This is a genomic window from Flavobacterium pedocola, from assembly GCF_053764385.1.
In genome coordinates, this window is the sequence record NZ_JBSNCR010000001.1 from 466217 (window position 1) to 478992 (window position 12776).

Genomic DNA, 12776 nt, shown 5'->3' on the forward strand with positions numbered 1-12776 from the left:
TCAATTATTTTCAAACGCTCCTTATATTTGCAAGCGATTTATAACAATACAATGGAAAAAATTTTCAACAATACAGAAGTAGCTTTTGCACTTAAGAATAACAGAGAATTAAACAGAGCGCATTTCCTTTTTAAAATGATCGGTAATCCGTCGTTGGTAAAAATGGGAACTTCCTTAACGAATTTTGCGTTAAACCTGCATTTGCCGGTGGAAGGTATTATCAGAAGTACTGTTTTTGATCATTTTTGTGGTGGTGTGAGCGAAGAAGATTGCTTGAAAGTAGTTGATAAAATGTACACTAAGCGTGTTTCTTCCGTTTTGGATTATTCTGTGGAAGGAAAAGAAGAAGAAGCGCAGTTTGACGCTGCTTTGGAAATGACGCTTAAAACGATTGAATTTGCCAAAGCCAAAGAAGCTATTCCGTTTGCCGTGTTTAAGCCAACAGGAGTCGGACGTATCGGATTATACGAGAAGATTGGTGAAAATCAGCCGCTTACCGATAGTGAAAAAGCAGAGTGGGACAGGGTGGTGAATCGTTTTGAAATCATCTGTAAAACGGCTTTCGATAAAGATGTAATGATTTTAATCGATGCTGAAGAAAGCTGGATGCAGGATGCTGCCGATGATTTGGTGGCCGAAATGATGAAAAAATACAACAAGGAAAAAGCGTTGATTTTCAATACACTGCAAATGTACCGTTGGGATCGTTTGGATTACCTGAAGAAATTACACGAACAAGCAAAAGCGGACGGTTTCCATATCGGAATGAAAGTTGTGCGTGGTGCTTACATGGAAAAAGAAGCTAAACGCGCAGAAGAAAAAGGTTATAAAAACCCAATCTGTGTTTCAAAACAAGCAACAGATGATAATTACAATGCCTGTATCGATTATATGATGCAGCACATTGACACTATGGCTATTTTTGCAGGAACTCATAACGAATTGAGTTCGTACAGATTAATGGATTTGATGGCAGGAAAAGGAATGACAAAAAATGACAACAGAATCTGGTTCGGGCAATTATACGGAATGAGTGATAATATCAGTTATAATTTGGCGGAATCCGGATACAACGTTGCAAAATATTTACCATTCGGACCGGTTCGCGACGTGATGCCGTATCTGATTCGTCGCGCTCAGGAAAACACTTCGGTGGCAGGACAAACAGGTAGAGAACTGATGTTGTTGGAAACCGAAAAGAAACGTAGAAAACTATAAATGAAAACTCCGATAATCGGAGTTTTTTTTATTTAAAAATAGTGGTTTACAATTAACAGGATTATCGGGAAGATTATTAAGTTGATAGCAACCTGATAGGTACGGCTGACTTTATATTTATCGAGCATTGCATTGATAAGAATGAGCATCCCGAAGATTACCACAAAATAGACTGCAAATACCAACCAGTTCCCGGCATCTTCCATCCATCGGAAATCGTAATAGCCTTCGTCGATAAAGAAAAGAAACTGCGCGACTAAAAAGCTGTTGATTGCAGAAAAAAGGGCAAGGTTGAGTTTCATGATCTTTTTTAATACTAACGAAATTTTCAGGAAAATAGTATAAAATCAGCCTAATTCGAGAACTTTTTGATTGAGGTGAAGATTATTCGCACTTGAAGATTAGCAGAATAACCGACGTAGAATTTATCTATAGTAGAACAATAGAGGATGTAGACGGTGTGGGGCATATAATAGAAATTATTGGCGTATAAAAAAAGCACTCAAATTGAGTGCTTTTAGTGGGCGATGAGGGGTTCGAACCCCCGACCCCCTCGGTGTAAACGAGGTGCTCTGAACCAGCTGAGCTAATCGCCCTATTGTGTTGCAAATATACATTCAATATTTGATTACACAAGGAGTTTGAATTTTTTTATTGTTTTTGAATACTGTTTAAAATAACTTTTTCAGACTGATTGATCATTTCAACAGTAATCTCTTCGTTTTTAGTAGTTAATCCTTCAATCACATACAATTTGCCGTTTTGTGCCGGTTTGTTGCTTTTTGAGAAATCGACATCACCATTTTTAAGACACGCTTTAATATCTTCCATTGTAAGGACTTTCTCCTTCATTTTAGCGTCGGCTTCCTTTGAAATTTGAATAGGTTTGCTTCTTAAATCTTTCAAAACCCTGCAATTAGGCATGTAGCAGAATTCGGTTTTCTTCTTCTGAAAGAAAAACATTAAAAAGATTCCTCCTAATAATAATCCGATAAGAAAATAAGATAAGCGGTGTATGAATTTCATTGTATTTTATTTTCGGCAAAAATAGGTAATCTGAAAACGATACGCTAGAATACAATCAAATTAATATCTCTGTAAGGAATGTTAAACCAATCTGCTATGGATTTGTTGGTCAAAAGCCCGTGATACATGTAAACACCGTTTTTCAAACCTCTGTTGAAGCGAATGGCGCTTTCGATTCCGCCATCGTCTGCAATCTGAATAAGGAAAGGTGTGATGATGTTACTGATAGTCATGGAAGCCGTTTTGGAATAACGGGAAGGAATATTCGGAACACAATAATGAATTACATTGTGCTTGATGAAAATCGGTTTTTCGTGGGTTGTAATTTCTGCTGTTTCAAAACATCCGCCCGTGTCGATACTTACGTCTACAATTACAGCGCCTTTTTTCATATGTTCCACCATGGTTTCCGTTACAACGACTGGAGTTCGGTTGTTACCTCGCATGGCTCCGATGGCCACATCACAACGCATAAGAGATTTAAGCAGAGATTTTTCCTGAATCGTTGAAGTGAAAATCGGTTGGTTCAAAGTGTTTTGTAAACGACGAAGTTTGGTAATTGAATTGTCGAAAACTTTAACGTTGGCACCCAATCCTAAAGCAGTTCTGGCAGCATATTCCGCTACAGTTCCCGAACCTAAAATCACGATTTCCGTCGGACGGACTCCTGTAATATTTCCAAACAAAAGTCCTTTTCCGATAGACTGATTGATCATTAATTCAGCAGCAATTAATACTGAGGCTGTTCCGGCAATTTCTGAAAGGGAACGAACAGCAGGGTAGGAACCGTCTTCATCTTTAATAAACTCAAAAGCAAGCGAGGTGATTCTTTTAGTGGCTAATGCTTCAAAATAATTTTTCTTCTGTGTTTTAATCTGTAAGGCAGAAATGATAATCGTTTGAGGGTTAATCATTTCGATTTCTTCCAGCGTAGGCGGCTCAACTTTTAAAAGCATAGGGCAACTGAAAACCTTTTTGGTGTCGCTGGTGATTTCCGCACCGGCTTCGCTGTATTCTTTATCGGAATAACTTGAACTTAAACCTGCTCCGGATTCCAATAACACACGGTGACCGTGAGAAGTAAGGGAAATTACAGCATCAGGTGTCAAACAGATTCTTCGCTCCTGATAACACGTTTCTTTTGGAATTCCAATAAAAAGCTGGCTTTTGTGCTTGGTCACTTCCAGTTTTTCTTCCTGCGGAATTAATTGTTGCGACGAAAAAGGTGTTATTGGCATGATGTTGTTGTGATTGTTTAGTACAAGTTACGAAAAAATTGTAAAAGACCTTTATTTGAGAACCAAAATGCGGTTTCCGGTAGGAAGTTGCTTGATGTGAATGGAAGCATGATCCAGCGGAATAAGATGCGGTGTTTTTTCCGGCCATTCTATAAAGCACCAGTTCCCGGAATAAAAATACTCGTCAATGCCCATGTCGTAGGCTTCTTCTTCTGAATTTAAACGGTACAGGTCAAAATGGTAGATGATTTCCCCGTTATCGGAATGATATTCGTTAACCAATGAAAAAGTAGGGCTGGAGGTCATGTCGTCTACGCCTAATTCTTTAACCAAAGCTTTGATGAGGGTGGTTTTTCCGACACCCATTTCCGCATGAAATGTAATTACTTTTTTAAGCGGTTGCGACAATATTCTGCGGGCCACATCCTGAATTTCATTCAGGGAAAAGCTAATTTCCAAGGGGTTAGTCATCATATAAAATAAGAGGAATTAATCTTCGTTTTCAAATGTAGCAAAAACTACCCAAATTCAAAGATTAATTCCTACAATTCTAAAAATCAGTTGTTGATTGCTGATTATCTTGGTTCAAATACCAGGAACGGTATGATCATTTCTTCCAGTGAAATACCGCCGTGCTGATACGTATTTCGGTAGTAACTTACGTAATGGTTGTAGTTGTTTACATAGGCCAGAAACAAATCGTTTTTCGCAAAAATGAACGAACTGCTCATGTTGATGGAAGGCAGTCCGACTTTTTTAGGATCTTTTACCACGTAAACATCTTTGTCTTCATAAGTAAGGCTTCGGCCGGTTTTATAGCGTAAATTCAAACTTGTGTTTTTGTCCCCGATAACTTTTGACGGGTTTTTACAGTTGATGGTTCCGTGATCTGTAGTTAAAATCAATCGGAAACCTTGTTGTTGTGCTAATTGAATAATCTCAAGTAGCGGTGAATTTCTAAACCAGCTGAGCGTTAATGAACGATAAGCTTTGTCGTTGGATGCTAATTCTTTAACCACGTCCATTTCGGTTTTGGCATGGGAAAGCATGTCTACAAAATTGTAAACCACAGTGGTTAAGTCATTGCTTTTTAAAGCTTTAAAGTTGTCGACAAGTTTTTTTCCGTCTTTGAAATTGGTAATCTTGAAATATTCCTGTTTGATGTCGATGCGCAGGCGTTTGAGTTGTTCGGTAAGAAATTCACCTTCGAACATGTTTTTACCGCCTTCGTCTATATCGTTTTTCCAGTATTGCGGATAATTTTTTTCCATATCCACGGGTAATAAACCTGAAAAGATTGCATTTCGGGCATATTGTGTTGCAGTGGGCAGGATGGAGAAGTAGCTGGTTTCTTTTTCCAGTTTGTAATGATTATTTACTACACTTTCAAAAGCTTTCCACTGATCGTAACGCAGGTTGTCGATTACCACAAAAAGGATAGGTTTGTCTTTTTTTCGGATTTCGGGCACAACCAGTTTTCTGAAGATTTCATGGGAAAGATACGGTCTGTTATCTTCGCTGGAAAACCATTTCTCGTAATTCTTCTCAATGAATTTCCCGAATTGGGAATTGGCTTCAAGTTTTTGACTTTCAAGGATTTCCACCATGCTTTGGTCTTCAATGTTTTCCAGTTCGATTTCCCAGAACAATAGTTTTTTGTATAGCTCGACCCAGTCTTCATACGAATTCACCATGGCCATATCCATTGCTATTTTTCGGAATTCTTTCTGGTAATCCAAAGTGGTTTTTTCAGATACAAGTCTGGAATGATCAAGGTTCTTTTTCAGACTCAACAAGATTTGGTTCGGATTTACCGGTTTGATAAGATAGTCGGCAATTTTAGAACCGATTGCTTCCTCCATGATATATTCCTCCTCACTCTTAGTAATCATGATTACCGGTGTTGCGGATTTCTTTTCTTTAATTTCCGAAAGGGTTTCCAGGCCGCTCAGTCCGGGCATATTCTCGTCAAGGAAAACAATGTCAAAATTGTCGTCCTCAAAGACTTCGATAGCATCCTGGCCATTATTACAGGTGGTTACGTTGTATCCCTTTTTTTCAAGGAATAATATATGTGGTTTCAGTAAATCGATTTCGTCATCTACCCAAAGTATCTTTATCTGGCTCATAGTGATGTGTTGTTGAATTAATGTGCAATTTATGGTTTTATCAACGGATTGTGGTTAAAATTATTGTAAAAATCAGTCATTAAAATGAAAAGCGGTCATTCATCGCGTATTTTTTATAGTTATCGACAAAAAAAGGTTTTACAGTTAATCCTTAATAAATTAGTAGATAACTTTAAATCAGAATGTTATGAAACTTACAATTCTACTCTTCGCTTCTTTTATATGCTCCACTTTTGTAAACAACGATACACATACTGTAAAAATCAAAGATGTGCGCAAAACCAAAAACTGGCAACAGAACCTGAAAACCTGTTACGTTAAAGACAAAACCGTAGAAGTTTACAGGATCGACGCCAACGGAAGTGCATACATGGCAGTGATTTACAACAACAAAAACAACGAGGTAAGCTGTGATAAAAACTTTGTTTACGGCACGGATCAGGATTATGAATTTGCCGAATACAGATGGGTAGATGACAGTATCGTCAATGTATCGTTGTTCAATAAAAGCAACCGGAATGTTGAGGAATTTCATATCAACAATCAATCAAAAGTGATAGCTAAAGGGATTTATAAACAACAATTGTTGAGTGTGCGGTAAGCATGTATGGACTAAATCTTTATATTTGTAGTAAATACATTCCTACGTGACTCAAATTAATAAGTTAAAAATCCTCAACGATCCCATTTATGGTTTTATAACCATTCCGAATACTTTAGTTTACGATTTAATACAACATCCTTTTTTTCAGAGACTTAGGAGGATTTCCCAGATGGGAATGTCTTATCTTGTTTACCCGGGAGCGCATCACACGCGCTTCCATCATGCGCTGGGTTGTATGCACCTGATGCAGAAAGCGGTTCAGACTTTGCGTTTTAAAGGCATTGCAATTTCATCCGACGAAGAAACGGCTTTATATATTGCTATTCTTTTACACGACATAGGACACGGGCCTTTTTCGCATGCGATGGAACACAGCATTGTGGAGGACGTGCATCATGAAGAGATTTCTTTGCTTTTTATGAATCAGTTGAACAAAGAGTTTGACGGACAGCTTTCTTTAGCTATTCAGATTTTCAAAGGCGATTACCACCGAAAATTCATGTTGCAGCTTATTTCCAGTCAGTTGGATATGGACAGGATGGATTATCTGAAGCGCGACAGTTTTTACAGCGGTGTAGCCGAAGGGAACATCAATTCCGAAAGGCTTATCCAGATGATGAATGTCGAAAATGATATTTTGGTCATCGAAGAAAAAGGTATCTATTCCGTAGAAAAATTTCTTGTGGCCAGACGCTTGATGTATTGGCAGGCTTACCTTCATAAAACCAGTGTTGTAGCGGAACTCATCCTAACCAAAATCCTGAAAAGAGCAAAAGAGCTTACTCAGAAGGGAGTTGTTTTGCCATGCAGTGAGCCTTTGCAGTTTTTTATGCAGAACCGAATCACCATGGATGAATTCGCTCCGGAAATCTTAAAAAAATTCGCTTTGTTAGATGATTTCGATATAGTAAGTGCCATTAAATCCTGGCAGTTTCATGAAGATTATGTGTTGTCAACCCTGAGTTCGATGATTATCAATCGTGATCTGATGCGAATCCAGATGTCGGAAGAGAAAATCAGCAAAGAGCAATTAAATGATTTTAAAACACGTTATATAGAAAAATATCAATTAACCGAAAAAGAGGCTGAGTACTTTGTTTTTAAGGGAAAACTGAAAAATCAGGCTTACAACAAAACCGGCGAACCGATTCATATTTTAAAGAAAGATCGTACCATTGAAGATGTGGTGGAAGCATCCGATCAGCTTCATTTGAAAGCGCTTTCAAAACCGGTGACCAAATATTTTATCTGCTTTCCAAAAGTGTTATCGGAAAGTTAAAAATGAATTAAATTTTATATTTTTGTCGGGTTAAAATGAACCAAACTAAAAAATGGGTGTAGTAAGCACTTTAAATAGTAGTGAGTTCCATCTTATACCGATGGGAAATTAAATCTTATAAGATGAAATTTACAGCAGAACAAATAGCAGGTATTCTTGAAGGGGAAGTTGTGGGGAACCCTTCAGTGGAAGTCTATAAATTAGCCAAGATTGAAGAAGGTACAGAAGGTTCACTTACTTTTTTAGCCAATCCGAAATACCTGAATTACATATACACCACTAAAGCCAGCATAACAATCGTTAACAATACGTTCGTTCCGGAACAGGAAATCGAAACCACTTTAATTAAAGTTGAAGATGCTTACAAGTCTTTTTCAAAATTATTAGAGTATTACAATCAGGTGAAACTGATGAAATCCGGTATCGAGCAGCCTTCGGTTGTTTCTGAAGGTGTAACTTACGGCGAAAACCTTTATTTGGGAAGCTTTTGTTACCTTGGGAAGAATGTCAAAATAGGCGACAACGTAAAAATTTATCCGAACAGTTTTATCGGGGATAATGTTGTTATCGGAGACGGAACCGTTCTTTTTGCCGGTGCGCGAATTTATTCGGAATCTGAAATCGGTAAAAACTGTACCATTCATTCCGGTACGATTATCGGGTCGGACGGCTTCGGTTTTGCGCCTCAGGAAGACGGAACCTATACAAAAGTGCCGCAAATTGGCAATGTTATCATTGAAGACAATGTAGAAATTGGAGCATGTTCAACCATTGATCGTGCTACTTTGGGTTCAACGATTATCCGAAAAGGTGTAAAACTGGACAATCAGATTCAAATTGCACATAACGTGGAAATTGGTGAGAATACTGTAATTGCAGCGCAAACCGGAGTGGCAGGTTCTACAAAAATTGGTAAAAACTGCATGATAGGCGGGCAGGTAGGAATTGCGGGCCATATTGTGATAGGTAATAATGTTCGTATCCAGGCACAATCCGGTGTTGGAAGAAATATAAAAGACGGAGAAGTGATTCAGGGAAGTCCGGCTTTAAACTACGGCGATTATAACAAATCGTACGTGCATTTTAAAAATCTTCCTAAGATTGTGGATGAAATCCATCAGTTGAAAAAAACAATAAACGAAACAAACTAAAATTAAAATAACTAAGTCATGGTTAAACAAACAACCATTAAAAGTGAAATTACATTAAAAGGAGTAGGGCTGCATACCGGACAGGACGTAGTAATGACGTTCAAACCGGCACCGGCAAACAACGGATACACCTTTGTGCGTGTTGATTTGGAAGGTCAGCCTGTAATTGAAGCAGATGCTAATTATGTGGTAAATACCCAAAGAGGTACTAATCTTGAGAAATTAGGGGTTAAAATTCAAACTTCTGAACATGTTTTGGCAGCTTTTGTAGGTTGCGATGTAGATAACGTGATTATCGAGTTAGATGCTTCCGAGCCACCAATCATGGACGGTTCCTCAAAATATTTTGTGGAAGCTATTGAGAAAGTTGGAATCGAGGAGCAGGATGCTGAAAGAAAAGTATATGTGGTAAAAGAAGTTATTTCCTTTACTGACGAAGCTACCGGTAGTGAAATTACAATAATTCCTGCTGATGATTATCAGGTTACCGCTATGGTTGATTTTGGAACCAAAGTGCTTGGTACCCAGAATGCAACGATGAAATCCATTTCGGAATTCAAAACGGAAATTGCAGATTGTCGTACATTCAGCTTTTTACATGAACTTGAAGGTTTGTTAGAGCACGGATTAATCAAAGGCGGCGATTTGAACAACGCTATCGTATACGTTGATAAAGAGATTTCCCCTGAAACCATGGAACGCCTGAAAGTGGCTTTCGATAAAGAAAGTATTAGTGTAAAACCAAACGGAATCCTGGACAATCTTACGTTACATTATCCGAATGAAGCTGCGCGTCACAAATTATTGGATGTGGTGGGTGATTTGGCTTTGATCGGTATGAAAATAAAAGGAAAAGTAATTGCTAACAAACCGGGGCATTTTGTAAACACTATGTTTGCGAAAAAAATGTCTAAAATCATCAAGAACGAAATGAAAAACCATGTTCCGGTTTATGACCTGCATAAAGAACCACTAATGGATGTGACCAAGATCCAGTCGATGTTGCCACACCGTTATCCTTTCATCTTGGTGGATAAAATCCTTGAAATGTCAGACACTCATGTGGTTGGTCTTAAGAATGTTACCATGAACGAGCAATTTTTCGTGGGACACTTCCCGGGAGCACCTGTAATGCCGGGGGTTTTAATTGTTGAAGCAATGGCTCAGACAGGAGGCATCTTGATCTTAAGTACTGTTCCGGATCCTGAAAACTACTTAACGTATTTTATGAAGATTGACAATGTGAAATTCAAACATAAGGTTTTGCCGGGTGATACGCTTATCTTTAAATTAGATTTGTTATCCCCAATCCGAAGAGGTATTTGCCACATGCAGGCAAGTGCTTATGCTAATGGTAAATTGGTTACCGAAGCAGAATTAATGGCTCAAATTGTAAAAAAGAACTAAAAAGAGATTTATGAATCAACCGTTAGCATACGTGCATCCGGGGGCGAAAATTGCAAAAAATGTAGTGATCGAACCTTTTACAACTATTCATAACAATGTTGAAATTGGTGAAGGAACCTGGATTGGTTCTAATGTTACCATTATGGAAGGTGCAAGAATCGGTAAAAACTGTAATATTTTCCCGGGAGCTGTTATTTCAGCCGTTCCTCAGGATTTGAAATTCGGGGGTGAAGAATCACTTGCGATCATCGGTGATAACACTACTGTAAGAGAGTGTGTTACCATTAACAGAGGAACTATTGCATCGGGACAAACCAAGATTGGTAAAAACTGTCTGATCATGGCGACAGCTCACATTGCACACGATTGCCACATTGGTGACAATGCAATTATCGTGAATGGTGTTGCTTTGGCAGGACACGTTATTGTTGGTGATTATGCGGTAATCGGAGGATTGGCAGCAATTCATCAGTTTATCCATATTGGTGATCATGCCATGATTTCCGGTGGTTCATTGGTTCGTAAAGATGTGCCTCCTTTTACAAAAGCAGCAAAAGAGCCGCTTTCTTATGTGGGAATCAACTCAGTAGGTTTGAGAAGAAGAGGTTTTTCAACAGAAAAAATACGTGAAATTCAGGATATTTACCGAATTTTGTATCAGAAAAACTATAACACGACTCAGGCATTGAGCATTATAGAAGCTGAAATGGAGGCAACTCCGGAGCGCGACGAAATCATAATGTTTATCCGTAATTCTTCCAGAGGAATTATGAAAGGATATACAGGAGGAGCATTTTAATTAAAAAAACAAGTAATAAATCAATAACAAACAAGAATGGCAACTACAGCAGATATCAGAAACGGATTGTGCATTAAATTTAACCACGATATTTATAAAATCATTGAGTTTTTACACGTAAAACCGGGTAAAGGACCGGCTTTCGTAAGAACTAAACTGAAAAGTTTAACCAACGGAAAAGTACTTGATAACACTTTTTCTTCAGGGCATAAAATTGAAGTAGTTCGTGTTGAAACGCACACTTTTCAGTATTTGTATGCGGAAGGAAGCGATTTCCACTTCATGAACAACGAAACATACGAGCAGATTTCATTGAACAAAGATATTTTGGATGCTCCTGAGTTATTGAAAGAAGGAACAAACGTAATGGTTCAGATCAATGCGGAAACCGAAGCGCCTTTATCAGTAGATATGCCGGCTTCAGTTGTCTTAGAAGTAACTTATGCGGAGCCTGGAGTAAAAGGAAATACTGCAACTAACGCAACAAAACCTGCTACAGTTGAAACAGGCGCTCAAATCAACGTGCCATTGTTCATCAACGAAGGTGATAAAATCAAAATTGACACAGCTACAGGTTCTTACATGGAGCGTGTAAAAGAATAATTTTAAAAAATATAGCTTGAAGTTCCCAAAAACACACACTCTTAAAGAGATTGCAGACATTATTCAATGTGAATTTGTAGGCGACGAACGTTTTCCTGTACATGGAATGAACGAAATTCACGTAGTGGAACGAGGAGATATTGTTTTTGTTGATCATCCCAAGTATTACGATAAGGCTTTGCAATCGGCGGCAACTATTGTTTTGATTAACAAAAAAGTAGATTGTCCGGATGGTAAAGCTTTATTGATTTCTGACGATCCTTTTCGCGATTTCAATACACTGACCAAACATTTCAGACCGTTTCAGTCTTCAAATTCAGCGATTGCAGCATCGGCTAAAATAGGAGAGGGAACTGTAATCCAACCGAATTGTTTTATTGGTAACAACGTTTCAATCGGAAAAGACTGTCTGATCCATTCCAATGTATCCATTTATGACAATTGTATCATCGGAGATAATGTAATCATTCATTCGGGAAGTATTTTAGGTGCCGATGCGTTTTATTACAAGAAACGCCCGGAAGGTTTTGATCAGTTGTTGTCCGGTGGTCGTGTGATCATTGAAGATAACGTTGGGATCGGAGCCCTTTGTACTATTGATAAAGGTGTAACGGGTGATACTACGATCGGAGCCGGAACCAAAATTGATAATCAGGTGCATGTCGGACATGATACCGTTATCGGTAAAAAATGCCTTATTGCTTCACAAACCGGTATTGCCGGGTGCGTGGTAATCGAAGATGAAGTAACGCTTTGGGGACAGGTAGGAACTACGAGCGGTATTACCATTGGGGAAAAAGCAATTATTCTTGGGCAAACCGGGGTTACCAAATCCGTTGAAGGCGGAAAAACCTATTTCGGAACACCAATCGAAGAATCCCGTGAAAAGCTGAAACAACTTGCCAACGTTAAAAAAATACCTGAAATACTTAACAAACTCAACAAAAATGATGGCTAAAGAACTCGTTGCCGAGTTTTATCAATTGGACCCATACCGAAATCAGGAGGTTATTGAAAAACTTGTTCATGATGATTTAGAATTCCATTGGCACAGTTCCAAAGGTTTTTTAAAGATGGGAAAAAGCGATTTGTTAGAATTTGCTAAAGAGATGAATCGTTCCTACAGTTCAACAAGAGCTGAATTTTCACATATTTTGGAAGAAGGGAATACGGTTACCGTAAGGTACGCTTACTTTGTTTCGCCAATTGAAACTCCAAAAGAAGAGCAGATTATGGCTTATGTAGTTGTAATTTGGGAGGTAAATGACGGTAAATTATACCGTGGTTACCAAATGACCCAATTGGGATAATTTCCTTGAAAA

The 12776-nt window shown here is 38.3% G+C and carries 14 protein-coding genes and 1 tRNA gene; 9 read left to right on the forward strand and 6 right to left on the reverse strand.

Translation table 11 applies throughout. From position 1 onward, the window contains the following. The first annotated feature begins 51 nt into the window (after nucleotides 1–51). Nucleotides 52–1218 (forward strand): proline dehydrogenase family protein, encoded by a 1167-nt coding sequence (locus ACWPKD_RS02230; RefSeq protein ID WP_455411046.1) that lies wholly within the window; start codon nucleotides 52–54, stop codon nucleotides 1216–1218. A 32-nt stretch (nucleotides 1219–1250) separates the two neighbouring features. Here ACWPKD_RS02230 and ACWPKD_RS02235 read toward each other — a convergent pair whose 3' ends face one another. The 6 genes from ACWPKD_RS02235 to porX all read right to left on the reverse strand — a co-directional run bounded on the left by ACWPKD_RS02235 (nucleotide 1251) and on the right by porX (nucleotide 5611). Next, entirely contained in the window at nucleotides 1251–1520 is a 270-nt protein-coding gene (locus ACWPKD_RS02235; protein ID WP_455411047.1) for a hypothetical protein, read from the reverse strand. A gap of 219 nt (nucleotides 1521–1739) precedes the next feature. Then, a tRNA-Val gene (locus ACWPKD_RS02240) sits at nucleotides 1740–1814 on the reverse strand. Nucleotides 1815–1869: 55 nt separating this feature from the next. Beyond that, the gene (locus ACWPKD_RS02245; RefSeq protein WP_455411048.1) at nucleotides 1870–2244 is read right to left on the reverse strand and encodes a DUF4258 domain-containing protein; all 375 of its coding nucleotides are present in this window, start codon (nucleotides 2242–2244) and stop codon (nucleotides 1870–1872) included. 44 nt (nucleotides 2245–2288) lie between these two features. Beyond that, nucleotides 2289–3482, reverse strand: a complete 1194-nt coding sequence (locus ACWPKD_RS02250) for an alanine dehydrogenase (RefSeq protein ID WP_455411049.1) — start codon at nucleotides 3480–3482, stop codon at nucleotides 2289–2291. Nucleotides 3483–3533: 51 nt separating this feature from the next. Continuing rightward, entirely contained in the window at nucleotides 3534–3956 is a 423-nt protein-coding gene (tsaE, locus tag ACWPKD_RS02255) for a tRNA (adenosine(37)-N6)-threonylcarbamoyltransferase complex ATPase subunit type 1 TsaE (RefSeq protein ID WP_455411050.1), read from the reverse strand. 101 nt (nucleotides 3957–4057) lie between these two features. Continuing rightward, entirely contained in the window at nucleotides 4058–5611 is a 1554-nt protein-coding gene (gene porX, locus ACWPKD_RS02260; protein WP_455411051.1) for a T9SS response regulator signal transducer PorX, read from the reverse strand. Nucleotides 5612–5798: 187 nt separating this feature from the next. Here porX and ACWPKD_RS02265 point away from each other — a divergent pair, with 187 nt between their 5' ends. From ACWPKD_RS02265 to ACWPKD_RS02300, 8 genes are all read left to right on the forward strand, one after another. Further along, complete coding sequence (locus ACWPKD_RS02265; protein ID WP_455411052.1) at nucleotides 5799–6212, forward strand: hypothetical protein; 414 nt, start codon at nucleotides 5799–5801, stop codon at nucleotides 6210–6212. 46 nt (nucleotides 6213–6258) lie between these two features. Beyond that, complete coding sequence (locus ACWPKD_RS02270) at nucleotides 6259–7494, forward strand: HD domain-containing protein (RefSeq protein WP_455411053.1); 1236 nt, start codon at nucleotides 6259–6261, stop codon at nucleotides 7492–7494. A 122-nt stretch (nucleotides 7495–7616) separates the two neighbouring features. Continuing rightward, the gene (gene lpxD / locus ACWPKD_RS02275; protein ID WP_455411054.1) at nucleotides 7617–8645 is read left to right on the forward strand and encodes a UDP-3-O-(3-hydroxymyristoyl)glucosamine N-acyltransferase; all 1029 of its coding nucleotides are present in this window, start codon (nucleotides 7617–7619) and stop codon (nucleotides 8643–8645) included. An 18-nt stretch (nucleotides 8646–8663) separates the two neighbouring features. After that, entirely contained in the window at nucleotides 8664–10052 is a 1389-nt protein-coding gene (locus ACWPKD_RS02280; protein WP_455411055.1) for a bifunctional UDP-3-O-[3-hydroxymyristoyl] N-acetylglucosamine deacetylase/3-hydroxyacyl-ACP dehydratase, read from the forward strand. 10 nt (nucleotides 10053–10062) lie between these two features. Then, nucleotides 10063–10851: an acyl-ACP--UDP-N-acetylglucosamine O-acyltransferase gene (gene lpxA, locus ACWPKD_RS02285; RefSeq protein ID WP_455411056.1), complete on the forward strand. Its 789-nt coding sequence runs from the start codon at nucleotides 10063–10065 to the stop codon at nucleotides 10849–10851. A gap of 36 nt (nucleotides 10852–10887) precedes the next feature. Then, nucleotides 10888–11454, forward strand: coding sequence for an elongation factor P (efp, locus tag ACWPKD_RS02290; protein WP_455411057.1), 567 nt, complete (start codon nucleotides 10888–10890; stop codon nucleotides 11452–11454). 16 nt (nucleotides 11455–11470) lie between these two features. Next, nucleotides 11471–12412: a UDP-3-O-(3-hydroxymyristoyl)glucosamine N-acyltransferase gene (locus ACWPKD_RS02295; protein ID WP_455411058.1), complete on the forward strand. Its 942-nt coding sequence runs from the start codon at nucleotides 11471–11473 to the stop codon at nucleotides 12410–12412. After that, a complete protein-coding gene (locus tag ACWPKD_RS02300; protein ID WP_455411059.1) occupies nucleotides 12402–12764 on the forward strand; it encodes a nuclear transport factor 2 family protein in 363 nt (120 codons plus the stop codon). Before ACWPKD_RS02295 ends, ACWPKD_RS02300 begins: the two co-directional genes overlap by 11 nt. Nucleotides 12765–12776 lie beyond the last annotated feature (12 nt).

Excerpts from the sequence above, each read along its gene's own strand:
- ACWPKD_RS02230 (WP_455411046.1), top strand. The coding sequence starts at position 52 with ATGGAAAAAATTTTCAACAATACAGAAGTAGCTTTTGCACTTAAGAAT.
- ACWPKD_RS02235 (WP_455411047.1), bottom strand. The coding sequence starts at position 1,520 with ATGAAACTCAACCTTGCCCTTTTTTCTGCAATCAACAGCTTTTTAGTC.
- ACWPKD_RS02245 (WP_455411048.1), bottom strand. The coding sequence starts at position 2,244 with ATGAAATTCATACACCGCTTATCTTATTTTCTTATCGGATTATTATTA.
- ACWPKD_RS02250 (WP_455411049.1), bottom strand. The coding sequence starts at position 3,482 with ATGCCAATAACACCTTTTTCGTCGCAACAATTAATTCCGCAGGAAGAA.
- tsaE (WP_455411050.1), bottom strand. The coding sequence starts at position 3,956 with ATGATGACTAACCCCTTGGAAATTAGCTTTTCCCTGAATGAAATTCAG.
- porX (WP_455411051.1), bottom strand. The coding sequence starts at position 5,611 with ATGAGCCAGATAAAGATACTTTGGGTAGATGACGAAATCGATTTACTG.
- ACWPKD_RS02265 (WP_455411052.1), top strand. The coding sequence starts at position 5,799 with ATGAAACTTACAATTCTACTCTTCGCTTCTTTTATATGCTCCACTTTT.
- lpxD (WP_455411054.1), top strand. The coding sequence starts at position 7,617 with ATGAAATTTACAGCAGAACAAATAGCAGGTATTCTTGAAGGGGAAGTT.
- ACWPKD_RS02280 (WP_455411055.1), top strand. The coding sequence starts at position 8,664 with ATGGTTAAACAAACAACCATTAAAAGTGAAATTACATTAAAAGGAGTA.
- lpxA (WP_455411056.1), top strand. The coding sequence starts at position 10,063 with ATGAATCAACCGTTAGCATACGTGCATCCGGGGGCGAAAATTGCAAAA.
- efp (WP_455411057.1), top strand. The coding sequence starts at position 10,888 with ATGGCAACTACAGCAGATATCAGAAACGGATTGTGCATTAAATTTAAC.
- ACWPKD_RS02300 (WP_455411059.1), top strand. The coding sequence starts at position 12,402 with ATGATGGCTAAAGAACTCGTTGCCGAGTTTTATCAATTGGACCCATAC.